A 23,623-nucleotide genomic window follows, 5' to 3' on the forward strand; every position below is an offset into this window, starting at 1 on the left:
GCGACTATTACTATAGTAGAAATTCATTATTTATAAAAACCGACGTTCAGTCAATTGGCTGAGCGTCGGTTTTTATATTTATTCATCTTCATATTCAAACTCAAGCGCCGGATCGGCATTCAATGCCCAGTCACCACGCATGCCATGACGATATGCGATATCAACGGCTGCCCCAATCATTGCTGCATTATCACCAGCTAATTTAATAGGTACCGGAATAAAAGCTATATCTGGTCGTGCTGCCATCATCTTTGTCAATTCATCACGTAATCCCTTGTTGGCAGCTACCCCACCGGCAACAATAAATGACTTTACTGGATAATTATCTAATGCCTGCGCTGTTTTACTTACCAAAACTTCAATAACGGCTTGTTGGAAGGAAGCAGCTAAATCATTATGATCAACCGTTTCACCACGTTGATCAGCATTATGCATTAGGTTAATAACCGCACTCTTTAATCCTGAGAAAGAAAAATCATAAGCACCATCATCAATCAGAGCCCGTGGTAACTTATAATTCGGCTGACCACGGTGAGCCATATCGTCTAAGGTTTTACCAGCAGGATACTTAAGCCCCATTGTCCGGCCAACTTTGTCATAACTTTCGCCAGCCGCATCATCACGTGTATCACCAATGACCACATAATCATACTCTTCGCGCATCAAGACCAATTCTGTATGACCACCAGATACCATTAACGCTAGTGCTGGGTACTGAATAGGTGAAACAAAATTAGCAGCGCTGATATGACCAGCCAGATGTAATACTGGGACTAGCGGTAATTGATGTGCCCAAGCAATCGTCTTTGCAGCAGTAACGCCAATTAATAAAGCACCAACTAAACCAGGACCCTGAGTAACACCAATCGCTGTCAAATCGCTGTAAGTCAAGTGTGCATCTTCAAGTGCAGCATCAGCTAGGATCGTGACTTGTTCGATATGATGGCGACTAGCGACTTCTGGCACGATACCACCAAATCTTTGGTGGCTCTTGATTTGAGTCGCTGTCTCCAAACTCACAATTTCATCACCATTTTTTACTATTGCTACACTGGTTTCATCAGCACTTGACTCAAATGCCATGATATAACGTGTTTCTGTCATGCTTTACTCCTTTACCTGTATTGGTAACTCTAACATCATTAAATCCGCATCCTCAACAGGGCGACTATAATACGCCTTACGCTTATGATAGGTTTTAAATCCTAAGCGTTGATACAAATGCTGAGCTGCCTGATTACTTGCCCGAACCTCTAACAATACTTTTGTACCATCACTAAATTCATCAAACCAAGCACGTAATAAAATTTCTCCAAGATGTTTACCTTGTTGCGTTTTTAAAATAGCAACATTACTAACATCTAAAGTATCATCCAAATAGGTTCCCCCGGCAAAACCAATTAACTGACTATGGTCAACGATTCCCACATAATGTGAGTATTCATTTTCTAAGTCTTGCTGAAAAGTTTTTAATTGCCATGGTGAGCCATTTGCGTAAGCATCATCAGCAATGCGATATAATTGTGCTGCAGTCATATCATGTTTATATAAGAAGTTCATTATCAATTTGATTTCCTAATATTTGTGCCATATCAAATGCATCCTCACCATTTTCACCATAGTAATGAACTTTTCGGCGGATAATTTGAAAGCCCAATCGTGCATATAGTTGCTGCGCGCGTTTATTAGACACACGTACTTCTAATGAAATGCGATGAAAATTAATTTGCTGTGCAATCGTCATCATATACATGACCAAGAAGGTGCCAACACCACGACTTTGCCAATGAGGTGCAACCATAATATTGGTAATATGAACTTCATGAATGCCTGGTCGAAAAGCTGCCCCAATTAATGCGACCATCGACCCCGTTTCAGGCTGACGAACAATCACGTACAATCGGTCACGCGTGCGTCGCAACTCTTCAGCAAAAGCTTCCATTGGCCACAAAACTTCTCCATCATATGCCGCCTTTTCAAGCGCAATAATATCTTCTAAATCTGAACGTTTGGCAGGCATCAAATCAAATTCAAAATCCTTGATGACAATTGTTTGGTGAAATTCACGCATTTCATCTGATACTGGTTTTTCCCACCAATGAGCCAATTGATTAAACTTTTTCCACATAGGCGTGACCACCTTGATCTTCTGGATGCGCCTTGGCCCAATCAGCCTCTGCTTGTGATAAACGATGATAATTGGGAACAAATTGATGAATATCATTCATATCAGTCAATGTCGTACTATCCGATGCAAGGTTCATCATATTAGCTGCATGCGGTAAATTATCTTGCGCAAAGGTTGCTGTTGGCAATAGCTCACGAAGTTGTTCTTCAAAACGTTGCCACTCACCAACAAAAATAATTGGTTGACTAAGTGTATCTAACGCAAGATGCAATTTATCAATATTCATATGCTGATCAGATTGACGGACAACCAGGTGCCCCGATTCCCACTGATATTGTGCAGCATAAATATTTTGATTGCGGGCATCCATAATTGGCACAATAATTGCATCAGTATCTGTCACATTCATGGCTAACAATGCCAAACTTGAAACACCCGTCAACGAAATGCCCAGCGTAAAAGCAAGTGTCTTTGCTGTCGTTACAGCAATTCGTAAACCAGTATATGAACCTGGACCCTGACTAACGATGACGCTATCCAAATCTTGTGGTGTCCAATTTGCTTGCTTAATCAACTCATCAATGAATGGTAATAGTTGTGTCGAGTGATTACGACGAACATTGGTTTCACGTTGATCAATCAAGTGATTATTTTCAAATAGTGCAACGCTCAAAGGTTGATTGCTTGTATCAAAAGCAATGGTTTTCATATCACTAGCTCCTTTATTTGTGAAATACTAATACTTATTTTACCGCAATTTTAACAGAACAAAAATGTTTTAAATACGATTATCGAACTAATTATGTACTTTACTCTGGCGCTGCGAAACATATAACCAGATTCCCAATATAATTGTCAGACAAATTAAGCCAAAATCAAGCATCTGTCTAATCCAGATTAAACTGATGCATTGAATCACAATAATTACTGGTAACAAATAGATCGCATAGTTAGGAACTTGCCATGCTGATGAATCAAACACATACGCTAGTAATCTGTCATGATATAAAGGATCAGATGAGTGTTCTTGCTTGTACGCTTTATATCTTCGATATATTGATCGTCCAATAAATGACAAATCAATTATAATCATCAATGGCAAAAAGCAAATAAAAATCAAGAAAAATCCAATATTGAGGCTTTTCTCTGCCTGACTAAGCGCAAGCAAATACACAAAACTGACACAAAGTGTATAGATATATATTAATCTTGTCCGTTGTGTTGTTAAATACTCTAGCATACCCCTCCCTTTCTTAAATAAAAAAGACCAATGCTGCCTTCGTCCTTGATTAACCAGTCAAGGTACTTAACACATTGATCTAATTTTCTACTACTTACCGATCACCATAGCCATTAGGATGCTTTTGATGCCAGTTCCAAGCTGTACTAATAATTTCTTTCACATCGTCATACTTTGGTGTCCAACCAAGGATTTCACGCGCTTTGTCTGATGAGGCAACCAATGAATCAGGATCACCTGCACGACGAGGACCTATTTCAGCAGGAATAGGTTGGCCGGTTGCTTCACGAGCAGCTTCAACCATTTGCTTAACTGAGAAGCCATTAGCAGATCCCAAATTAAACTGGTTTGATTCATTACCCTTAGCTAGGTAATCCAAAGCTAATACGTGGGCATCTGCCAAATCCATTACGTGGACATAATCGCGGACGTTAAATCCATCTGGTGTATTATAATCATCCCCAAACATCATGATCTTCTCACGTTGACCCAAAGCAGTCTGCAAGATAATTGGTACCAAGTGTGTTTCAGTTGGATGATCTTCACCGATTGAACCATCCGCCTTTGCACCCGCCACATTAAAGTAACGCAATGCGACCCACTTTAGTCCATATGCTTGGTCAGCCCACTTCATGATGTGTTCCATTTGTAGCTTTGATTCACCGTATGGGTTAATTGGGTTTTGTGGTGTCGTTTCCTTGATAGGATTTTCTTTAGCCACACCATACGTTGCTGCCGTTGATGAAAAGACAATTTGCTTCACGTCAAAGTCTAACATCACTTCTAGCAAATTAATCATACCGTAGACATTGTTATCAAAGTACTTCAATGGCTTTTCAACAGATTCAGGTACGATTGAAGATGCCGCAAAGTGGACAACTTGCTCAATATTTTCCTTTTCAAACACTTCAGACAATGCTGCCTTATCACGAATATCAACTTCGTAGAATGGTACCCCCTCAGGTACTGAAGCACGGTGTCCCGTTAACAAATTATCAACAACCACAACATCACGATGATCAGCTAGTAATGTCGCAACCATATGAGAACCAATGTAGCCAGCTCCCCCTAATACTAATACAGACATATCAACTCTCCTTATTGTCTTAGTTACCTTTAGTTTAGCTTAATTACTTGCTGTCGTCCACTCAATTGTGGCTTCAGCAGAAAGCACATCCCCGAACCAAATGCGATGCTTTGTGACATTATCAACAAGTTGGACTTCTGATTTAATTTTATTGCCATACAAAACTTCGTGCTCATATTTAATGTTCATAGCTGTTGGTTCATGACTTGTCAAAAATTCAATAGGTAGCACGTCACTCATCCATTCAGCATATTTAGAATTATTCACGTGATGATTAGAATCAATATCCAAATAACGGACAAAATAATCCTGTGCAAAATCGGCCTCACGGGTTTCATCAAATGGCGTGACTTCAGGAGCACGTGGTATTTTACGAACATGCTCTGGTTGATAAGCTTCAGCCATATCTTTTGGAATTCGAGCTAACTTCCGCTTATTCATATCAATCATTGAGAATAGGCCATCCATAACAACAAGATCATTACCAGCTGCATCGATTAATCGATACTCACGCTTAGCAAAAAATGGATTAAATTGCTTGGCCTTTGTGGATAAAGTAATGGTTTCACCGTCTTTTGGTCGGCGATTAATCGTTACAAGTTGTTGTAATACAACCCATCCCAGCCCTTTTGCATGGGTATATTCCGGGCCAATATTTAAGTCAATTGCTTGTTGTGTTGAACTTAAAATCGCCAAATTATAAATCATTGGTAGACTCAATTTACCGGTGACATCTGCTTCATAGTAGACCACATCATGTGGCATACGAAATTCTACAGCCATTATTTATTTTCTCCTTGATATTTTAAATAAAGTGTTTGGCGATCAAGTGACCGTTGTTTAGCGATTTGCTTAATAGCCGCCGTTGGTTTTAAACCATTCTCTACTAATTCTTTTACTGCATCAACGGCAGATAACTCTGCTAACGGATCTGCATCTGATGTTTCAATGACTTGGTCATTTCCTGAAACAATCACTACAAATTCACCTCGCACCTCATTGCTAGTTGCCCAAGCAACAAGTTCAGCAATGGTACCACGCAAAAATTCTTCATAACGTTTTGTCAATTCACGAGCCAATACTACCTGACGTTCAGCACCAAATACCTTTTCAACCGATTGCAAAGTCTTTGCCAGTCGGTGTGGTGCCTCATAAAAAATCATCGTTTCTTGATGAGTTTTAAGCAGGTCAAGTTCATGTAGTTGTTCTTTAGGTTTACGTGGTAAAAAGCCATAGAACATAAACGGTTGCGGTGCCAAACCAGACGCAATCAAAGCTGTAATACCGGCACTAGCCCCAGGGATTGGCACAACTGGCACATCAGCTAAAATAGCTGCTTTAACCAACTCATGACCAGGGTCTGAAATTGATGGCATACCTGCATCAGAAACCTGGGCAATACTATCGCCTGCTTGAAGTCGCGCAACTAATTCCGGAATACGGGTTTCCTTATTATGTTCGTGAAAAGAAATCTGCTTTGTTGTAATCTCAAACTGATTCAATAATTGTTGTGTGTGCCTAGTGTCTTCGGCAGCAATCACATCAACATCTTGCATGACTTGAATTGAACGGTTTGTCATATCACCAAGATTTCCAATTGGGGTTGGCACTAAATATAGGGTGCCAGTAGTGTGTGTGCCAAAACTTTTCTGTTGTTTCATGATAAACCTGCTAACTTAAATTGAATTTCTAGTATAGTTGCTTCCAATGTTGTTTGAAAATTAATATTTTTTTCTAGTCGCTGTGGTGCCAATAACACAATATTAATTACAGCTAACAGTGTTTTTGTTTCAAAATGTTGCACTTCATGCGACCAGTCATTTGCAAAATGACTGTTTTGCACACCAGTTTTTAATAATAAAATATCGCGCCAAGCCTGCGCTAACATCATTAATAATGTCTTTCCATGCGCAATATCTAGTGCTAAGGGAACATATAGCGTTTGAGCTAACGTAAAGGCTTGATCAGAATTCTTTAAGATAGCCGATACTAACGAACTGGTTGCCTGTGTTGCTTGCCTAAACCAATCATCGGTCAGCCATTCTTCAGCAACAACTTTGCTGTCGGTTAATGACTGTACCAATGACACTTCATCAGCATGATATCCTAGCGATAATAATTCTTCCTCAAATTGTTCATTTCCCACTGCCGCAAAAGCAATGACTTGTGTTCGAGAAATAATCGTTGGCAAAATTTGGGCACGATTTTCAGCAATTAAAATTGCTGTTTGCCCTGGTGCTGGTTCTTCAATAAATTTCAACAATCCATTGGCAGCACTAGTCGTCATCGTATCAGCACCAGCGACAATGAAGATTTTTTGGTGTCCTTCAACGGCAGTTTTTGTAAATTCTTCTTTCAAAAAACGCACTTGATCGACTTTAATGCTTTTACCATCTGGATGCACTTCAATGACATCAGGATGTTCATGTTGCACGATTCGTTGGCATTGATCACAAGTACCATCAGGCTGTCCATCAGCTGTGACATGTTGACACATCAAACGCATAGCTAACCAATCTGCAACTAGTTCTTGACCACGACCAGCTGGTCCGGTAAACAAAAAAGCGTGAGCAAGTTGTTGACTTGCTAACGCCTTTTGTAGTTGCGCAATCAATTGAGGCTGTAGCGCCATGACGCGCGCAATTAGTTCTTTGGCGTTCATGAGCACCTCTTAGAAACGATGGAATTGTTCAACATCTTGAACGAATACAGTCGCACCACCAACTTGCACTTCCATTGGCGTGGCAGCTGTTGATTCCATTGATACATCAAGACTAACCGCTGGTGTCATAAATTGCTTACGCGTATGTGATGTATCATGAATCAAATCCAATACCTCTTGTACACGATCATCTTCAATACCGATCATAAAAGTTGTGTTTCCAGAACGAAGGAAGCCACCAGATGTTGCTAACCGAGTTGCTCGAACATTCGCCTTAACAAACTTACCACCTAATTTATTAGCATCCTTATCTTGTACAATTGCGATAATCATTTTCATAATGTGGAAACCTCCTAGTCGTGTATACCAAGTATTGGCATCAATGCTGTCCATGTATCTGTTATAACATCAGCCAAGTCCTGCTCGGCATTAATAATTAGAAAACGTTCTGGATATTGCGTCGCAAGCTGGTGATAGGCATCAGTAACTCGTTGATGAAATGATAGCTTTTCAACATCCAAACGATTAATTTCATCTTGTCGATTTTCCTGAATTCGCTGTAACCCAACCTCAGGACGAATATCTAAGTAAATCGTTGCTGTTGGCATAATGCCCTTTGTTGCAAACTGATTAATCTCTGTTACTGCCTCAATACCTAAGCGACGACCCCCACCTTGATAAGCGATGGAGCTATCTACATATCGATCACTCACAACAACCTTATCAGCTGCTAATGCTGGCAACACAGTATCGACTAAATGTTGACGCCGTGATGCCGCATATAGCAAGGCTTCAGTCCAAGCATCCATACTGGGTAAATTAGGATCTAAAACCAAGTCACGAATTGCTTCAGCAACTTGGCTATCTTTGCCTCCTGGTTCTCTTGTTAATACCAACTTGTCACCTAGTAACGGGGCTAGTCGTTCAACGATTGCTCGTAAGACAGATGTCTTTCCCGCGCCATCAGGACCCTCGAATGTGATAAATGTCCCTGACATGTATTCACCGCTTTCTAATCATTCTATATTTTTTATTATACCAAAAAGAAGCCGATACAAAATAGTTTCGACCTCTTATTTAATAAATTACCAATAAAATGATAATTTTATATAACTTTTGCTATCATTCATATTACTCTGGATGAACAAATGCAGTTGACCAATGTCCCCGCATTCCCCGTTGTCGGGCAGCCCGTAATAGAAAGAAGTATTTTTGCTTTGCTCTGGCTGTCTCGGCCTTGATCATCCGTGGCGCAATATCACTTTCAAACATAGCTGTCTCAGATTTACGCGCTTTTTCGTAATCATATTTTGCATGTTCGATTGCTTTTGATAATTGCTTATCATATGCTTGTTTATCAAACTTTGGACGTTTACTATGTAATTTAAATCTCACAGTTGCGTCCTCCCCTCGACTGCCTTAATTAACGTAATCTGATCAGCATAATCAATATCACTACCAACTGATAATCCAGTTGCTAATCTTGAAACCTTTAACCCCGCTGGCTTTAACAAACGTGATAGGTACATTGCTGTCGCCTCTCCCTCAGCATTTGCATTGGTGGCAACAATAACTTCTTGAATCGTTTCATCTTTTTGCAGACGATTGACCAATGACTCAATATTAATATCATCAGGACCCTTACCCTCTAGTGGTGAGAGAACACCATGTAAAACATGATACAAACCACGATACTCACCTGTATTCTCAATGGCCATCAAGTCCTTCACTTCAGCAACAACCAGCACTTGGCTCTGATCACGATTCTTATCCGAACAAATCACACAAGGATCCGTTTCCGTTAAATTACCACATATTGAACAAAACTGTAGATCACGCTTGGCCGAAATTAATGATTGTGCAAAACTAGTAACCTCTTCTTCAGGCATATCGATTGTATAAAACGCTAACCGCGTTGCAGTCTTTATGCCAATACCTGGTAATTTTGTATAACTATCAATTAATTTTGCAATTGGCTCTGGATACTGCATGCATCTGCCTTCTTTCTACAACTTTTTTAGAACATACCCTTTGGCGCAAACTGTCCTAAGCGCTTTTGTTGATCCTGCTCAATTTGCTTTAAAGCATCATTGACGGCAACAATAACCATATCTGATAGACCATCCACATCTTCGGGATCAACAATTTCTTCATTAATTTGTAAATCTTTCAATTCACGATCACCATTGAAGGTTGCCAATACAACATCAGATGGTGCGTGACCAATATAATCTGTCTTTGCAATTGCAGCCTGTTCATCTGCCATTTGCTGTTGCATCTTCTTTGCTTGCTTCATCATTTGTTGCATATTTTGTCCACCGAACATTTATCATTTCCTCATTTCATATTTTTAATCATCAATTTCTTCAACAAGTGCCGCATCAAAAATTGTTTTTGCTTCTGTTACTAAATTATCTTCCGCCGGTTCGTCAGTTTCTTCAACATCAGGATTTACCGGTGGAGTCTGCTGTTTGTGTTTTGGCAATTGCGCCACAAATTTTGCACGTAATTGTGGCCAACTCTCTGTTGTAATAAAGATTAATTGACGTTCATTTTGTGCTTGTGTTAACTCACGAATTTGTGTCACCATCGTCTGTAACAAATCCGCCTTGTGCATGGCATTAACACGAATCACATCAAAATCGAATGCGACAACTAATCCATTGCTTGATGCTGCAATTGGCCGTGAGACATTCAACATCGCCTGCTCAGGCACTGGCAACATATTGATCATGTCACCCCATATCGATGTAATGCGGTCTAAATCACCACGAGTTGCTTCCGATAGCACCCCAAATACAGCTGCTTGGTCATCACTAACGTGTGGCGCAACACGCGATCTTTGACCAGTCATCGCAGTTGGTTCTGGTGATGGCTTTGGTTGATCTTCGACAGTAGTTTTTGACTGCTCTGGTGCTGGTGTCGACTTGACAATAACCGGTTGTACAGATGGCTGAACCGGTTGGGACACTGGTGTTACGTGTGCAACTTCCGCTGAAGACACAGACGGCGAACCACCTTGACTTGTGGGTTGACTAAGTTTAACGGTCAACACTTCAAGGTAAATAGCTGGACGATTCGTGAAACGTAATTGTTGTTGCGTTTCATTCAATGTGTCAATCATGTTATACCAGACATTTGCTGATTGATCCTTTGCTAATTGCGTAAATGTCTCATCAGGGACCAGCGTCACCAACTCTGGTGCTTCGGTATACAATAATAAGTCACGTGCGTAACTGATTAAGTCTTCAACAAAGCGATTGGCATCTTTTCCTTCGTCCAAAACTTCAGATAATTTTGCCAATCCCTGCTTCGTATCCTGACTAACAACTGCTTCAACATAGTTGCCCAGCAATGTTTGCGTCACAGAACCTGTCACTAACAATGCATTATCCAACGTCACATGTCCATCACCAAATGATAGTGCCTGATCTAGAATGCTTAATGCATCACGCATTCCCCCATCAGCCGCATTGGCAATAACCTTCAACGCCGCCTCATCATACGTGTTACCACGTTGATCCAATATATAGACCATGCGTTCATATGCTGATTGCGCATTGATGCGCTTAAAATCAAAACGTTGCGTACGTGAAATGATCGTTGCTGGGATTTTTTGTGGCTCAGTGGTTGCCAAAATAAAGATAACATTTGCTGGTGGTTCTTCTAAGGTTTTGAGTAACGCATTGAAGGCCCCCGTCGATAACATATGAACCTCGTCAATAATATACACTTTATATTTTGCACGAGTTGGCGCATAAGTCACATCTTCACGAATTTCACGAATTTCATCGACCCCATTATTCGATGCCGCATCCAGCTCGATAATGTCACCGAGTGTGCCATCATCAGCTGCTTGACAAATCTCACAAGTACCATCTGGCTCACCATCTACTGGATGGAGACAGTTAATGGCTTTCGCAAAAATTTTGGCAGCGGAAGTCTTTCCAGTTCCCCTGGGTCCATTAAACAAATACGCATGCGTTATTTGCCCAGTTATAATGGCATTCTTTAAAGTCTTGGTCACGATTTCTTGACCAATCATATCGCTAAATTTTTGTGGACGCCACGTCCGATATAACGCCTGATATGCCATGACTTGTGACCCCTTTCTCATCAGTTACTTTTCACTGATTTATTTGTAACTATCACTACCAATAATATCAGAAAAAACGTGTTGATAACAGCTTACTTCAATGTTTTAAATCTAGTTGTCACGTTGTTGTGCTACTTCATTATACAAAATAAGTAGCAGAGACAGTGATATGAAAAAGAAGTTGAAACAAAAAATTTGTTCCAACTTTTTTACTAAAAATATATTCATTATCAGCATAAAATTTTTATAGCATAAACGCGTTCCAAAAGTCTGAAGTCTCAATGTAACGTAATTTACGCAATCCCTGTCCTTCGCTTGCTTTGCTACGGCCAAAAATTGCGCAAACCACGTTACACACCGGCTTCAAAGCGACTTTTGTCTCGCTCTCATGAAAAAGAGGCTAGAACGAAATGTTCTAACCTCTGCTTAATTACTAAAAGAAGTGAAGCACAATGCACGGTCTCCTTAGTGCTGCTGCCTTCCGACCCTGACACGATTCGAAGTGCACACTTGCCCCACGAACTATATTATAGCAAGAATTTTTATTTTTGACCAGTGTTTTCCGCAGCTAATCGTTGCCGACGTTTTTCTGCTTTTTTCCGTTGTCTAACTGCTTTAAAAAATTGTTTTAACAACGCACTTGCCTCATCTGCTCGAACCCCTGCATGTACGTTTACTTGATGGTTTAATCGTTCATCTGTCAATAATTCATACATGGACGTCACACCACCAGCCTTGGGATCATCTGCACCAAAATAAACATCGGTCAATCTGGTTTGCTGAATCAATCCGGCACACATAATGCACGGTTCTAACGTGACAAATAATTGTGCATCTGGCAAACGCCAAGAATGCAATTGTCTGTTTGCTTCTATGATAGCCTGATATTCAGCATGCTGACTGCCATCTTGCATATGTTCTCGTAAATTAAATGCTCGACTAACGACCTGACCATCCTGTACAACGACTGCACCAATGGGAACCTCGCCAATCATAGCTGCTTTACGCGCTTCAGCTAAAGCAAGACCCATAAAGTAATTAACTTGGTTAGTTGTTAATGGTACTGCCATAACGACTCTCCAAAATATAATACCCCTTATCTTTAGCAATCGTTTGTACATTGCCAAATAAGTCAGCCATTAATTTTTTAGCAGAAGGTGCACCCTGTTTTTTCTGCAAAACAACGGTCAATGTACCACCATTAACTAAGTGGTCAGCCGCTCCGGTAATCATATCCGTAACAATTTGCTTACCAGCTCGCACAGGTGGATTAGTTAGAATAGCCGCGAATTTCCCTGATACATGCTCATATCGATCAGATTGTATTACTGAGATTTGTTGCGCCACATGATTTTGTTCAGCATTACGTGCGACTAATTCCACGGCACGCGCATTAATTTCAGAGGCTACGAATGCTCGTTCTGGCATAACTTTCGCCAAACTAATGGCTACTGGTCCGTACCCCGCACCCAAATCTAAAATTTTGCCTGCGGGGATGTCTTGATTAAATGCCATCAACATTGTCCGTGTGCCATAATCAACCGTGCCTTTTGAAAAAACACCTGCATCAGTTGTAAACGTTAGTTGGTTATCAAATAGCGTAAACGTCCAAGTATGTTCATCATGAGCTGTGGTCGGATTTGCGGTGTAATAGTGTTCAGCCATAATATTCCTTTCTTCAATCATTTGTTCTATTTAAAATACTGATTCAAAAACTGTCGCACTTTTGCTTCGTACTTAGCAGGATTTGTACGGTATGATTCCACATGAGCGGCACCTGGTACCAAATACTTTTCTTTTGGTCCATTACTTGCCTCATAAACTGGTTTCATAAATCTAGTTGGCACAAACTTATCATTATCACCATGAATAAACAACATTGGTCGCTTATTCTTTGCCAATAACCTTTCTGCATCAGCTTCGTGGTAACTATAGCCAGCCAACACTTTTGAATAACCTGAAACAACTGGAATGATTAGATTTGCTAACCAGTCCGGCAGTCCATACATATTACCTGCTTCATAATGCAATTCATCAGTGACCGATGTATACCCAGAGTCTTCAATGTATGCTTCAACCTGTTTTGGCGGATTCATCCCCGATAACATCATTGTCGTCGCACCACCCATTGATGCACCCATTACTGTGATGCGACTTTGCTTGCCATTCTTAGCAAGCAATTCTTTTATCCAACCTTGATAATCTTTTGCATCTAAGTAACCAAAGCCGATATACTTACCACCAGACTTCCCAGCCGCACGATTATCAGGCATCAAAACGTTATACCCCATGCGATGGAACATTTCACCATATGGCGCCATTGCCTTATGATCAACGCCAAACCCATGAATCACGATGACTGTTTTATTCGTTGGCTGCGTTGCCGGTAAATATGAGCCAACTAATTTGGTACCATCTTTTGCTCGTAAGTGCCACGTTTCTGTATCAGCCGCTAACCACTTTTGTTGTTGTGGATATAGTGGATTCTTCTTGCTAACTAAACCACTCCCAACAAAATCTTTTTTTGCCCTTACTTCAGCAACATGAAAAAAATACCCACCAGCTCCAAGAACAGCTGCCCCCATAACTACGACCAAAGTGGCTGCTACTGACCATATTTTTCTTTTGCGAGACCATCTTTTATGTTGTTTTGTCATCTTTAAATCCTTACCTTCTACCTACGAAACTTACTCAAAGTATTATATCATAAGGATTCGACTACTTTATTTTTCTACTTGTTCAGAATGGAGTTTGATTACTTGTGTTGCAACATGCTTTAGAAAAGTTTCATCATGTTCAACAAGCAACATGGTCGGTTGTACTAATTTGATCACCTGTTCCAACTGTTCATAATTAAACACGTCAAGATAATTCAGTGGTTCATCCCAAATAAATAACTCTGCTGGTGTTGCTAATGATTTGGCTAATTCAACACGTTTCCGTTGGCCCATACTCATATCTTCAATCCGGTTTTCAAACACTCGCCGTTCCAGTCCTAATTTGTGTAAGTTATTAAGTAAGTCTTCATAACTTAAATGATGTTCTTCAGCAAACTCAGACAAAGTGCCATGATTATCCTCATAATTTTGCCGAACATAGCTAATTTGCATATTGTTCGCTAAATCAACCCGACCTGTCGCCTGTCCATCAAATTGGCCAAATAAATATTGAATAATTGAAGATTTACCAGAACCATTGGGGCCTTGCAGTGCAATACGTTGGCCCTGTTCTAACTGAAATGAAAGTGGCAGAAATAGTGCTTGATTATCATAACTTAATTGCAAGTCTTCAACGGTTAATAATCGTTTACGGTAACTAGGCTTATAGCTCATGGTCAGTGGATCGACCGTTTCGATTTCTTTTAGTAATTGCTGCTTTTCTTCAATACGCTGTGTCATATGATTAACCAACGTCTTGGACCGTTTCATCGTCCGTGCAGCCCGCGCACCAATAAAACCAGTATCAAAAATTGCGCCACTACCCTTAACATTTGGCTTACCATATTTGTCTTTTTCTCGTCCGCGTGACCATTCTGCTTTTTCAGCGGCTGTTTGCTTTAACCGACTAATTTCTGATTGTAATTTTTTGTTTTGTTCTTGTTCATAGTTATCACGTGTCGCTTTTTGTTCTTCATACACTGAAAAGTTTCCTTGATATAACACAAGTTGCTGTTTTTCAATGGCAACGACATGGTCAACAACTTCATCAACAAATGAACGATCATGGCTAACTAATATAAAACCCTGTTTTTTAGCTTTTAAATACTTAGCTACTTGTCGTCTAGCTTGTTGATCTAAATGATTGGTTGGCTCATCAATTAATGGAAAATGTTGATCATCACTGAAAAGTAGAGCTAATAAAGCTTTGGTTTGTTCACCACCTGAAAGGCTATCAAATGGTCGCCATAAAATGTTTGGATCTGCTTGTAGCAAGTTTAATTCTTTTTCTATTCGCCAACTCTTAATATCATTTTTTTCAGTTAGTACAAAGTAAGTTAGTTGTGTTCGGTCATTGATTGGCTGTGGAAAATAATTAAAAGCTACTTGATGAATAATCGTCCCTTGATATGGATATTCACCCATAATTAACTGCAGTAAGGTCGTTTTACCACGCCCATTACGACCAATTAACCCTAGTTTCCAACTTGTATCGATGATTAGATTCGTTTGGTTAAATAATAACTGCGTTTGATTACCAAAACCAAACGTTAGTTTTTTTAATTCAATCGTGCTCATATTGTGACCTCCTGTAAATAAATCAGGCAGTAAAATCAACATAAAGCGCACAAAAAAACCGCCATATGAAGTCATCATACCACCTGAAAATGCTGACACTACGCCATAAAAATATGGCAATAGTGATTGTTGCAATTTCAATATGGTATTAATTCTTCAATGGACGGTCCTCACTTTTTTTATTTATTTACAGGCTATAAATTATCATAAATAACGACAGAAGTCTACATAAAGCTATCGTAATTAGGTATTCTCCTTTTAGATGCCCTTACGATATAGCAAAAATGAATAACCAACTGGGAGAACTATGATACATGAAATAACCACAATAATTAACCAAAACTGTTGTAGAAAAGCATTCAAAATTAAGATCAGTCCTGCGATGACAAATACCCATGCTGCCAAGCGATGTGTCCTATTCCAGTTTTCCTGACTATTTAATGTCCACGGCACCCTAATACCAATCGTATAATTCTGCTTAATCTTGTACATATAATTTCCTAGGACAATAAATAGCAAGCCGATCAAGATACTGGTCATTAGGCCAATACTGATTGGCCAATTAAGGGCTTTCCCATAAATACTAAACATCACAAATAAAGTGATCACTGGTACAATCCATAATGTTAGTTTGTAAATGCGCTGATTAATATTTCTTTTTTTAGGATCAAAATATACCCCTAAGCCACAGATATATTGAACGACCAGCATGAGTAACGGTATACCAAATACCGTGAAAGGACGGCTACTCCACCCATTTGGTCGATCATTCACACCAAAATGTGTGGGTATTTTCTCCGGTAGTTGTTGCCAAATAACAAGACCAATAACTATAGGTACCAAAATCAATACTGTTGTCACAATTAATGTTTTCTGTAACTCTTTTTTAGTCATTGTTCCGCTCCTTTAAATTTATCAACCATCCCATAATTTCTTCAATTAACGTCAGGTTTAAATCATAATAAATAAAGTTTTTTTCTTTCTCTTCCCAAATTAAATCGGCTTCTTTTAAAAGTCTTAGATGATAAGAAATGGTTGCCTTTGTCATATGAAAGTGTCGCGCAATATCCCCCGCCGACATACGACCATTTTTCAATAATTGCAAAATTTCGCGTCTAACTGGATCAGCCAAAGCTTTAAAACTTTTCTCAAAACTCATAACACCCTCCTATTTAGATAAACATCTAATTAGATGCCTATCTAAATAGTAACAAATGTCGGTCAATTAATAAATTAATTAGTCTTAACTGGGCACTCATGTACGGGTTTTGCTATTTATGCTAAAATAATTAGAACAATATGAGATTAACGGAGATATAAAATGACATATTCATTAAATTGGGATCTAGATCCTATCTATCCAGGTGGGATCGAATCCCCTGAATTCGCAGATAAACTATTATTACTTGCACAACAAATCACTGATCTAAAGAACAATGTTGCTGAATACGAAAAGCAGACGGATCATGATTTTACAGTTTTTGCCAAGTTGGTCAACGATAACCAAGTCATTTTTTCAGGTCTACGAACAGCTGCATTGTTTGTTAATGCCCTATCAGCTGCTGATTATACAAATCCAGCTTATCGTCCTTATCAAACAAAAGTGTCTGAATTAGGCGTGGCCTACCAAGCATCATTGAATGCCTTCGCAAAATTATTAACCACATTCTCAGATGCAGAATTTAAGCAAGCTTTGGCAGAAGAAACGGTTGCCCCAGTGGCTTTTTACCTCAATGAACTTCGTACGCAAGCTGATCGTTTATTAGATGATCAAACTGAAGAACTGCTAAACACCTTAGCCCTAGATGGACTGAAAGCTTGGTCAGAACATTACGATACAATCAGTGCCGGGTTGACGATGACTTACACGGATGAAAATGGTAAACAACAATCATTATCAGCCGGTCAAGCCTTAAACCGAATTGATGATTATCCAAACAATGATACTCGTGCCGAAATTATGCACCAATACGAAAAAATGTGGGGTAGTGCCGAGAATTTAGCAGCTGATACCTTAAATCATTTAGCTGGTGCTCGTTTGACTGAACAACAGGCCCATGGTTACAATGATTTCCTTGAAGAACCACTTGAATTAAATCGTATGTCTCGCGCTACACTAGATACGATGTGGCAAGTTGTCGATGATAACAAGGATATGTTCAAGCCATACTTTGAACGTAAAGCACAGCTCCTTGGCCTTGAAAAAATTGGTTGGCAGGATCAGTCCGCACCAATCACAAAATTAGGAGACTATGAACCAACAACCAACACTTATGATGAGGCAGCTGCCTTTATCATTAAAAACTTTGGCAAGTACTCACCTAAGATGGCTGCCTTTGCGCAACACGCATTTGAGAATCAATGGATCGAAGCTGAAAATCGGCAGGGTAAAACGCCAGGTGCTTGGATGGAAAGTGTGCCAGATATTCATGAGTCGCGTATTATTACAACCTTTACAGGTTCTGTCAATGACTCTGCAACCATTGCGCATGAAGTTGGTCATGGTTTCCACACTTCAGTCCTAACGGATCTACCTGTGTGGCGAGATTCTTATGCGATGAATGTTGCCGAAACAGCATCAACTTTTGCTGAAATGTTGATTGCTGATGCCAATGTACAGACGGCTAAATCAGATGCGGAAAAAGTTGTCTTGCTAGATGCAAAAATGACCAATCCAATTGCGATGTTCTTGAACATCCATGCCCGTTTCTTATTTGAAAAGAGTTTCTATGAAGAACGTGAAAATGGCTTTGTTCCTGCTTCACGCTTAAATGAATTAATGGACAATGCGCAAAAAGAAGCCTTTGGTGGTATTTTGGATGAACGTCACCCACACTTCTGGGCTTCTAAGTTGCACTTCTATATTGATGATGTGCCATTCTATAACTTCCCATACACCTTTGGTTACTTATTTAGTCAGGGTATTTATGCTTGGGCACAAACACAAAATGATTTTGAAGCTGCCTACATTTCACTACTACGTGATACCGCAAATATGACCACCGAAGAACTAGCTAAAAAGCACCTCGGTGTTGATTTAACTGAACCAGACTTCTGGCAAGCTGGTGCTGATTTAGTTAAAAAGGATATCGATGAATTCTTGCGCTTATCAGAACAATTTGTTTAAAAACAGATTAAATCTAAGCATTGCTTAGGCTGAGCCATAAATTTTAGGCTCAGCCTTTTTTGTTACCCGCTTTCATGCTGTGCCCTAAGTATTTTAACTTTCGCTTAAGTTTCGTGTTATTACACTATATACATAAGACTATTTCACTTGGACAAGTATTGTTAATGCTTCATAACGCCCATTAATGCAATTTTTATTAAAAATTTTGGAAGGAAGTGTTTCATTTTTGCATAAAGAAAAGTCTGGTCCGAAAAAGAATAATCCGTTTCTAAGCTATACATCCTATGTCATTGCACTAGGTGGGTTCCTATTTGGTTACGATACTGGCGTGATTAATGGTGCCCTAACTTTTATTAGTCGTCCAGATCAACTTGGGGCTTTACCCACTGTTCAAGGGTTGATTTCTAGTGCCCTCGTGCTGGGTTGCATGTTTGGTGCATTAGCCAATACAACTCTCGCTGACAAACTTGGGCGCAAACGTCTATTACAATGGGTGGCTGCTATCTTTACGATTGCCACAGTGGCCTGTGCACTATCACTTAATGCTTGGATGTTGATCAGTTCACGCTTTATTCTTGGTTTATCTGTTGGCTGTGCATCCAGTTTGTCACCGTTATATCTCAACGAAGTTTCTCCAGATATATTGCAAACTCAAAATGTTAACAAAAATGCGATTGCCATTGTCCTTGGACAATTAACCGCATTTACGGTTAATGCCATTCTTGGTTCACTTTGGCCTGATTGGCACCCAATTTGGCGAATCATGATGCTAGCCGCTGCAATTCCAGCAATTTTACTGTGGATAACCTCAACAAAGATTCCCAACAGTCCATTTTGGTATCTCTTACAACGTCAACGCGAGCATGCTGGTCGTATTTTTAAGGAACTTGGTTTCTCAAAAACTGATATACATGAGAATGTTGTTGATGCCAAAGAGTCAATCAGTCAAGGAGAAAAAACCAACTGGCACATGATTTTCTCATCTAAGCCAGCAATTTATCTATTAGGTGCTGGTATTACTGTTGGTTTTATTCAACAAGCATCCGGAATTAACACGGTCATGTATTATGGTTCTGTGATTCTTGAAAAGGTTGGTTTAGGGTCTGGTGGTTCTTTGTATGGTAACGTTTTAATTGGTCTTGTCTCATCCTTAGCTATTTTAGGTGGTAAACGAGTCGTTGAACGGCTGTCATCTTATCGACTACTCACAATTGGCCTAACAACCAACGTCGTGAGCTTAGGATTATTAAGTTGGGTCATGAAAACCACCCCATTAGCACCCGCAGCAAATAATGTTCTTGTGCTAATCATTTTGGCTTTTTTCTTGGCAACACAACAAGGTCTAGTTAGTCCAACAACTTGGATGTTACTATCCGAAATGTTTCCACAACAATTACGAACAACCTTCAATGCAATTAGTACCGCAATGATTTGGTTAACAAACTTTGTTATTAGCCTAATCTTCCCAATCCTAATTGCTCATCAAGGAACAGCAGGCGTCTTTATTATATTCACATTTGCCAATCTTGGTTGCATCTTTCTGGCTGCCATATTCGCAAATTCACGCTTGGTCAAGCGTGCTGCGGCAAAGTTCTAAAACAATCTATAAAATCATAGCGTGTACGTTTAAGAGGTTGGAACAAAAAAGATGTTCCAACCTTTTTTGGCTAAAAAACATCTTTTACAGTACTACTATTTTCTTGGTAATCCGCAATCTTCATGAACATTTCATGCTTCGACTGACTAGTTGTTTTTTCAGCCAAATCTTGCAGTTGATGCTTAATAACATGCGCATCTGTGATTGCACCGCAAATATCTTGAATCTTCTTGGCACGTTTTACTCGCTTATGTTCTTTCTTAGGCACATAATCTGCAAAATAAGTCGCTGAATAACGTAGCGTTTTGGCACGTTTACGTACATGATGAACACGCTCATAGTTTTGAAAATCCAGATTATTATATTGCTTCATTAATTTTCGATCTCGGCGCTTAAACTCTTTGGCCATCATGTTATCTTGATCGATTTTCCCTTCAAATTTTAAGTCTTCTAAAGTGGTATTTACCTTATCAAGATATTTCTCGATGATTACCCGTGATTCTTCGGTAAGGGTCTGCACCATTTTTTCGGCTCGGCGGTGTTGCAATTGCTTAAAGAGTTCTGGATAATTTGGACCGGTCTCCGGGTATTGATAAGTATACTCACCAACTTTTGCAATCAAAACATCCAAATCTCGTAAATCACTAAAATGTTGTGCAAATTCACCTAAATCTGTATTTAATTGGTTATAGATTGATGTTGACAACGCTGGTTTCAAAAATTTAATTAAACCACGTAACGTTCGAATTGATACACGTAAATCATGGACACGTGCGACTTCATAAGGGTTATTTTGATAACGTAACCACTCAATTTTAATTTGTTGATACTGTTGTTGCAGAATTTCTTTAACTGACATACGAGCCACCTCCTCTGGCTATTAACCACCATTCTCACGATGTCAGGTAACAATCACTCTTTTGTTTAAAAATAGCACGTTTCGCTAATAAAGTAGACTAATAAGCATCCAGTTTTTATCGCATATTTTCGATGTCATGCTAGTCAAGCGCATAGAATTTATATTATAAAGCATCAATATTATTATATAAGAGTGCATGCAACATATTTCTTTCACTTACCTGTATAATAAAGACAAACTAATTAGGGGGAACTACAAATGAATCTATATCGTTCAAAAAATCATCGCATCATTGCTGGTGTCCTTGGCGGAATAGCTGAACGCTTTGGCTGGAATGTCACCTTACTTCGTTTCATCTGGATTCTCTTAACCATCACACCATTGCCTGGTTTGATTATTTACCTAATTCTATGGCTGATTTTGCCTGAAAAGGATGATTAGCCAAAAACATCTATACAAAAAAAGCGACCACATAGCGGTCGCTTTTTTGTATAAATTATTTTAATACCAATTTAGATGATGCACTAGCTAAAGCAACAGTTAGTCCTAGTGGTAACAGCGCTGAATAGTCTAAGTGACACACCTCAAATAACATAAATAATGCCATCAATGGTGCTTGTTGAGATGCTGCTAAAAAGCCCACGGCCCCAATAACTCCAGCCTGAGCAAGGGAAGCTCCTGGTGCAATCAATACATATCCAAAACCAATCAAGACACCTAACGCACCACCAATGGCAATCGATGGTGTCAACGTACCACCTGCCGCACCACCTTTAATCGTCATGATTGTGACGGCTGCCTTTAGCAATGCACCAATAAGTAAGAAGACTGCTAAATGATAGTCCGTATGCACAAAAGCAAATTCAGCTAGTCCGCGGCCATTTCCCATGATTTGTGGCATAAACATAGCAACTAGACCAGTTATCAAAGCTGCTGTTGGTAATTGCCACAAAATTTGTGAGTGCATTGCACTATATTTACCAGCCCATTGAAAACCACGTCGGAACCAAGCCCCCAACACACCCATGAGGACACCGATAACCAAAACAAATGGCAACATATCCAAGGAAAAACTCTTTTGTGCGATTAAGTAGTATGGTACAAAGCCCTTCGAAATTGAACCAACTAACATGGCAATTACTGACATCCCCAGGCTAACCGAGATGGTTTTCATATCAACCTTTTTTAATAAAATTTCTACTGCAAACAACATCCCCGTGATTGGCGCAATATAAATTCCGGCAAACCCGGCACCAGCAGCAGCAGCAATTAATAACCGTTGATCATCTGTTGATAACTTGGCCAGACCAAAACGCGTCATCAATATTTGCCACTGTTGCGCCAACAATGCACCAGCTTCTCGTGGGGCTAGCTCACGACCAACTGATCCACCTGTTCCAACATAAATTATTTGTGTCATGACATGAATCGCGCTCGACCAAAATGGCATTTTTTTGCCCTTCAACGCCCCATTAATACTAACTGTTGGTTGTGAATATCTTTTTAAAAAGTACCAAATCAGTGCCACAATAACACCACCACCAGTTACTGAAATTAAGCGATTAATGGCCGTTGCTTGTGTTGGTACGGGTATTTTGGCATTTTCTTCAAAATGTAAAAATAATCGCTCAACAACATCTAGTAATTCACCAAGCAACAATGAACTAAATCCGACCACTAACCCAAGTACAATGGTTGAAATGATTAAGGTGACTGTCTGTCGCTTCGTCTCTTTTACCATGATTAACATCCTCTATCTACTCTACTTCAAAAACTTGTTCATTAATTAAATCAAACGATTGATGATGCGTATTCAATAAGGGCTTTAATTTAGCTTCTGACCAAAAGGCTTTAGAATTCGTTGCACCGTTTTCTTCACCAATAACAAGAAACTTTTTATTACGATATTGTGTTCGAATAGCTTGTAGCACTTCCCAGTCATCTTCTGAAGTATCTGGTGCCCAGCTCATCAAAATAACAGCAACACTATCACCGTAATTTGCTAACGCCGATAACGCACTCATCTTTTTTACTTTGGTTACCGGCTGACGCAGAGTAACTCCAGGTTGATGACGCCATGATTTATTATCCGTTGCAATGATTGTTTGCTTTGGTTGACAGGCACGTAAGCCCGCAGAAAGATACCCATGACCAGCCATTAATTCCAATACTGGATACCCAGCAGTGTAGTAAGATAAATCCTGAACAAATGGTGTCGAGACAAAGCCATACATACTAAAATATTCAATGAGTGCATCTCTCAAATGCCGCACTAAAAAATCAATGTTTCCTAATGCTTCGGCCATTTGTCCCCATAATGCATTACCTTTACTTGGCTGATTTGGGAATTTATTTAAAACATTGTTTTGCACGTCTGCAATCATTGCATCTGTTATCGCTAATTGTGGTAATTGGTCTGGCAAATATCCTGAATTAATCGCTTGGATTGCTTGCTGAACTTGATGAATGAGTGCCGAAACTGATTGAATTTCTTTAAATAATGATTGATACGACAACAGCTCACTAAGATAATCAATCTCAGCGAGCTGTCTGCCGGTACCAAAACGAATAAGTTCTTCTTGGTTCATATGG

The 23,623-nt window shown here is 39.6% G+C and carries 27 protein-coding genes and 1 other RNA gene; 3 read left to right on the forward strand and 25 right to left on the reverse strand.

The genetic code is table 11. From position 1 onward, the window contains the following. Nucleotides 1-78: 78 nt before the first annotated feature. The 22 genes from tsaD to QRX23_RS08310 all read right to left on the reverse strand — a co-directional run bounded on the left by tsaD (nt 79) and on the right by QRX23_RS08310 (nt 16,607). Nucleotides 79-1,104 (reverse strand): tRNA (adenosine(37)-N6)-threonylcarbamoyltransferase complex transferase subunit TsaD, encoded by a 1,026-nt coding sequence (gene tsaD / locus QRX23_RS08205; RefSeq protein ID WP_330155273.1) that lies wholly within the window; start codon nt 1,102-1,104, stop codon nt 79-81. Between the two features lie 3 nt (nt 1,105-1,107). Continuing rightward, nucleotides 1,108-1,560: a ribosomal protein S18-alanine N-acetyltransferase gene (gene rimI / locus QRX23_RS08210; RefSeq protein ID WP_330155274.1), complete on the reverse strand. Its 453-nt coding sequence runs from the start codon at nt 1,558-1,560 to the stop codon at nt 1,108-1,110. Beyond that, nucleotides 1,544-2,128 carry a ribosomal protein S18-alanine N-acetyltransferase gene (rimI, locus tag QRX23_RS08215; RefSeq protein WP_330155275.1) on the reverse strand — a complete coding sequence of 195 codons (585 nt, stop codon included), beginning with the start codon at nt 2,126-2,128 and terminating at the stop codon, nt 1,544-1,546. Before rimI (QRX23_RS08215) ends, rimI (QRX23_RS08210) begins: the two co-directional genes overlap by 17 nt. Further along, nucleotides 2,112-2,837, reverse strand: a complete 726-nt coding sequence (gene tsaB, locus QRX23_RS08220) for a tRNA (adenosine(37)-N6)-threonylcarbamoyltransferase complex dimerization subunit type 1 TsaB (RefSeq protein WP_330155276.1) — start codon at nt 2,835-2,837, stop codon at nt 2,112-2,114. The genes rimI (QRX23_RS08215) and tsaB overlap by 17 nt, the downstream gene beginning before the upstream one ends. 87 nt (nt 2,838-2,924) lie before the next feature. Beyond that, entirely contained in the window at nt 2,925-3,368 is a 444-nt protein-coding gene (locus QRX23_RS08225) for a hypothetical protein (protein WP_330155277.1), read from the reverse strand. Between the two features lie 94 nt (nt 3,369-3,462). Continuing rightward, nucleotides 3,463-4,455, reverse strand: coding sequence for a UDP-glucose 4-epimerase GalE (gene galE, locus QRX23_RS08230; protein ID WP_002827998.1), 993 nt, complete (start codon nt 4,453-4,455; stop codon nt 3,463-3,465). 39 nt (nt 4,456-4,494) lie between these two features. Beyond that, nucleotides 4,495-5,238: an acyl-[acyl-carrier-protein] thioesterase gene (locus QRX23_RS08235; protein ID WP_330155278.1), complete on the reverse strand. Its 744-nt coding sequence runs from the start codon at nt 5,236-5,238 to the stop codon at nt 4,495-4,497. Next, nucleotides 5,238-6,116 (reverse strand): 16S rRNA (cytidine(1402)-2'-O)-methyltransferase, encoded by an 879-nt coding sequence (rsmI, locus tag QRX23_RS08240; RefSeq protein WP_140836445.1) that lies wholly within the window; start codon nt 6,114-6,116, stop codon nt 5,238-5,240. The genes QRX23_RS08235 and rsmI overlap by 1 nt, the downstream gene beginning before the upstream one ends. Continuing rightward, nucleotides 6,113-7,117 (reverse strand): DNA polymerase III subunit delta', encoded by a 1,005-nt coding sequence (gene holB, locus QRX23_RS08245; protein ID WP_330155279.1) that lies wholly within the window; start codon nt 7,115-7,117, stop codon nt 6,113-6,115. The genes rsmI and holB overlap by 4 nt, the downstream gene beginning before the upstream one ends. Nucleotides 7,118-7,126: 9 nt before the next feature. Next, nucleotides 7,127-7,456, reverse strand: a complete 330-nt coding sequence (locus QRX23_RS08250) for a cyclic-di-AMP receptor (protein ID WP_002828002.1) — start codon at nt 7,454-7,456, stop codon at nt 7,127-7,129. A 14-nt stretch (nt 7,457-7,470) separates the two neighbouring features. Further along, the gene (gene tmk, locus QRX23_RS08255; RefSeq protein ID WP_140836449.1) at nt 7,471-8,115 is read right to left on the reverse strand and encodes a dTMP kinase; all 645 of its coding nucleotides are present in this window, start codon (nt 8,113-8,115) and stop codon (nt 7,471-7,473) included. 133 nt (nt 8,116-8,248) lie between these two features. Beyond that, on the reverse strand, nt 8,249-8,512 hold the full coding sequence (locus QRX23_RS08260; protein WP_330155280.1) for a YaaL family protein: 264 nt from the start codon (nt 8,510-8,512) through the stop codon (nt 8,249-8,251). Continuing rightward, complete coding sequence (gene recR, locus QRX23_RS08265; RefSeq protein ID WP_002828005.1) at nt 8,509-9,108, reverse strand: recombination mediator RecR; 600 nt, start codon at nt 9,106-9,108, stop codon at nt 8,509-8,511. The genes QRX23_RS08260 and recR overlap by 4 nt, the downstream gene beginning before the upstream one ends. Nucleotides 9,109-9,134: 26 nt before the next feature. Next, entirely contained in the window at nt 9,135-9,443 is a 309-nt protein-coding gene (locus QRX23_RS08270) for a YbaB/EbfC family nucleoid-associated protein (protein ID WP_150191481.1), read from the reverse strand. Nucleotides 9,444-9,467: 24 nt separating this feature from the next. Beyond that, nucleotides 9,468-11,213, reverse strand: coding sequence for a DNA polymerase III subunit gamma/tau (dnaX, locus tag QRX23_RS08275; protein WP_330155281.1), 1,746 nt, complete (start codon nt 11,211-11,213; stop codon nt 9,468-9,470). 436 nt (nt 11,214-11,649) lie between these two features. After that, nucleotides 11,650-11,735: signal recognition particle sRNA small type (gene ffs, locus QRX23_RS08280), an RNA gene on the reverse strand. 20 nt (nt 11,736-11,755) lie between these two features. Then, nucleotides 11,756-12,283: a nucleoside deaminase gene (locus QRX23_RS08285; RefSeq protein ID WP_330155282.1), complete on the reverse strand. Its 528-nt coding sequence runs from the start codon at nt 12,281-12,283 to the stop codon at nt 11,756-11,758. Further along, the gene (locus QRX23_RS08290) at nt 12,261-12,878 is read right to left on the reverse strand and encodes a class I SAM-dependent methyltransferase (RefSeq protein WP_330155283.1); all 618 of its coding nucleotides are present in this window, start codon (nt 12,876-12,878) and stop codon (nt 12,261-12,263) included. The genes QRX23_RS08285 and QRX23_RS08290 overlap by 23 nt, the downstream gene beginning before the upstream one ends. 26 nt (nt 12,879-12,904) lie before the next feature. Beyond that, the gene (locus tag QRX23_RS08295) at nt 12,905-13,870 is read right to left on the reverse strand and encodes an alpha/beta hydrolase (protein WP_150176682.1); all 966 of its coding nucleotides are present in this window, start codon (nt 13,868-13,870) and stop codon (nt 12,905-12,907) included. 66 nt (nt 13,871-13,936) lie between these two features. After that, nucleotides 13,937-15,448, reverse strand: a complete 1,512-nt coding sequence (gene abc-f, locus QRX23_RS08300) for a ribosomal protection-like ABC-F family protein (protein WP_330156134.1) — start codon at nt 15,446-15,448, stop codon at nt 13,937-13,939. 258 nt (nt 15,449-15,706) lie between these two features. Next, the gene (locus QRX23_RS08305) at nt 15,707-16,342 is read right to left on the reverse strand and encodes an SdpI family protein (protein ID WP_251940861.1); all 636 of its coding nucleotides are present in this window, start codon (nt 16,340-16,342) and stop codon (nt 15,707-15,709) included. Next, entirely contained in the window at nt 16,335-16,607 is a 273-nt protein-coding gene (locus tag QRX23_RS08310; RefSeq protein WP_140836459.1) for an autorepressor SdpR family transcription factor, read from the reverse strand. The genes QRX23_RS08305 and QRX23_RS08310 overlap by 8 nt, the downstream gene beginning before the upstream one ends. A gap of 162 nt (nt 16,608-16,769) precedes the next feature. Between QRX23_RS08310 and QRX23_RS08315 the strand changes: the two genes are divergently transcribed. Together QRX23_RS08315 and QRX23_RS08320 are read left to right on the forward strand one after the other, a co-directional pair. Further along, a complete protein-coding gene (locus QRX23_RS08315; RefSeq protein ID WP_251940862.1) occupies nt 16,770-18,575 on the forward strand; it encodes a M3 family oligoendopeptidase in 1,806 nt (601 codons plus the stop codon). 184 nt (nt 18,576-18,759) lie between these two features. After that, nucleotides 18,760-20,172, forward strand: a complete 1,413-nt coding sequence (locus QRX23_RS08320) for a sugar porter family MFS transporter (protein ID WP_251940863.1) — start codon at nt 18,760-18,762, stop codon at nt 20,170-20,172. Nucleotides 20,173-20,242: 70 nt separating this feature from the next. On the opposite strand, the gene QRX23_RS08325 is transcribed toward QRX23_RS08320, so the two are convergent. Continuing rightward, nucleotides 20,243-21,031, reverse strand: coding sequence for a CHAD domain-containing protein (locus tag QRX23_RS08325; RefSeq protein WP_330155284.1), 789 nt, complete (start codon nt 21,029-21,031; stop codon nt 20,243-20,245). Nucleotides 21,032-21,289: 258 nt separating this feature from the next. Here QRX23_RS08325 and QRX23_RS08330 point away from each other — a divergent pair, with 258 nt between their 5' ends. Further along, nucleotides 21,290-21,472 (forward strand): PspC domain-containing protein, encoded by a 183-nt coding sequence (locus tag QRX23_RS08330; RefSeq protein ID WP_251940865.1) that lies wholly within the window; start codon nt 21,290-21,292, stop codon nt 21,470-21,472. Between the two features lie 55 nt (nt 21,473-21,527). Here the strand turns inward: QRX23_RS08330 and QRX23_RS08335 are convergent, their stop codons facing one another. Both QRX23_RS08335 and QRX23_RS08340 read right to left on the reverse strand, forming a co-directional pair. Beyond that, nucleotides 21,528-22,772 (reverse strand): chloride channel protein, encoded by a 1,245-nt coding sequence (locus QRX23_RS08335; RefSeq protein ID WP_251940866.1) that lies wholly within the window; start codon nt 22,770-22,772, stop codon nt 21,528-21,530. A 16-nt stretch (nt 22,773-22,788) separates the two neighbouring features. Then, nucleotides 22,789-23,619 (reverse strand): SAM-dependent methyltransferase, encoded by an 831-nt coding sequence (locus tag QRX23_RS08340; RefSeq protein WP_330155285.1) that lies wholly within the window; start codon nt 23,617-23,619, stop codon nt 22,789-22,791. Nucleotides 23,620-23,623: the final 4 nt, after the last annotated feature.

The sequence above is a fragment of the Weissella paramesenteroides genome, assembly GCF_036327715.1.
Taxonomy (GTDB): Bacteria; Bacillota; Bacilli; order Lactobacillales; family Lactobacillaceae; genus Weissella; species Weissella paramesenteroides.

Coding starts and splice junctions, on each gene's coding strand:
- rimI (WP_330155274.1), bottom strand. CDS start 1,560: ATGAACTTCTTATATAAACATGATATGACTGCAGCACAATTATATCGC.
- abc-f (WP_330156134.1), bottom strand. CDS start 15,448: ATGAGCACGATTGAATTAAAAAAACTAACGTTTGGTTTTGGTAATCAA.
- QRX23_RS08270 (WP_150191481.1), bottom strand. CDS start 9,443: ATGTTCGGTGGACAAAATATGCAACAAATGATGAAGCAAGCAAAGAAG.
- tsaB (WP_330155276.1), bottom strand. CDS start 2,837: ATGAAAACCATTGCTTTTGATACAAGCAATCAACCTTTGAGCGTTGCA.
- QRX23_RS08320 (WP_251940863.1), top strand. CDS start 18,760: ATGCAATTTTTATTAAAAATTTTGGAAGGAAGTGTTTCATTTTTGCAT.
- holB (WP_330155279.1), bottom strand. CDS start 7,117: ATGAACGCCAAAGAACTAATTGCGCGCGTCATGGCGCTACAGCCTCAA.
- QRX23_RS08295 (WP_150176682.1), bottom strand. CDS start 13,870: ATGACAAAACAACATAAAAGATGGTCTCGCAAAAGAAAAATATGGTCA.
- QRX23_RS08310 (WP_140836459.1), bottom strand. CDS start 16,607: ATGAGTTTTGAGAAAAGTTTTAAAGCTTTGGCTGATCCAGTTAGACGC.
- QRX23_RS08250 (WP_002828002.1), bottom strand. CDS start 7,456: ATGAAAATGATTATCGCAATTGTACAAGATAAGGATGCTAATAAATTA.
- QRX23_RS08235 (WP_330155278.1), bottom strand. CDS start 5,238: ATGGCTGTAGAATTTCGTATGCCACATGATGTGGTCTACTATGAAGCA.
- QRX23_RS08305 (WP_251940861.1), bottom strand. CDS start 16,342: ATGACTAAAAAAGAGTTACAGAAAACATTAATTGTGACAACAGTATTG.
- tsaD (WP_330155273.1), bottom strand. CDS start 1,104: ATGACAGAAACACGTTATATCATGGCATTTGAGTCAAGTGCTGATGAA.
- QRX23_RS08290 (WP_330155283.1), bottom strand. CDS start 12,878: ATGGCTGAACACTATTACACCGCAAATCCGACCACAGCTCATGATGAA.
- recR (WP_002828005.1), bottom strand. CDS start 9,108: ATGCAGTATCCAGAGCCAATTGCAAAATTAATTGATAGTTATACAAAA.
- dnaX (WP_330155281.1), bottom strand. CDS start 11,213: ATGGCATATCAGGCGTTATATCGGACGTGGCGTCCACAAAAATTTAGC.
- rimI (WP_330155275.1), bottom strand. CDS start 2,128: ATGTGGAAAAAGTTTAATCAATTGGCTCATTGGTGGGAAAAACCAGTA.
- QRX23_RS08225 (WP_330155277.1), bottom strand. CDS start 3,368: ATGCTAGAGTATTTAACAACACAACGGACAAGATTAATATATATCTAT.
- QRX23_RS08330 (WP_251940865.1), top strand. CDS start 21,290: ATGAATCTATATCGTTCAAAAAATCATCGCATCATTGCTGGTGTCCTT.
- QRX23_RS08335 (WP_251940866.1), bottom strand. CDS start 22,772: ATGGTAAAAGAGACGAAGCGACAGACAGTCACCTTAATCATTTCAACC.
- QRX23_RS08340 (WP_330155285.1), bottom strand. CDS start 23,619: ATGAACCAAGAAGAACTTATTCGTTTTGGTACCGGCAGACAGCTCGCT.
- QRX23_RS08315 (WP_251940862.1), top strand. CDS start 16,770: ATGACATATTCATTAAATTGGGATCTAGATCCTATCTATCCAGGTGGG.
- QRX23_RS08285 (WP_330155282.1), bottom strand. CDS start 12,283: ATGGCAGTACCATTAACAACTAACCAAGTTAATTACTTTATGGGTCTT.
- QRX23_RS08325 (WP_330155284.1), bottom strand. CDS start 21,031: ATGTCAGTTAAAGAAATTCTGCAACAACAGTATCAACAAATTAAAATT.
- galE (WP_002827998.1), bottom strand. CDS start 4,455: ATGTCTGTATTAGTATTAGGGGGAGCTGGCTACATTGGTTCTCATATG.
- rsmI (WP_140836445.1), bottom strand. CDS start 6,116: ATGAAACAACAGAAAAGTTTTGGCACACACACTACTGGCACCCTATAT.
- tmk (WP_140836449.1), bottom strand. CDS start 8,115: ATGTCAGGGACATTTATCACATTCGAGGGTCCTGATGGCGCGGGAAAG.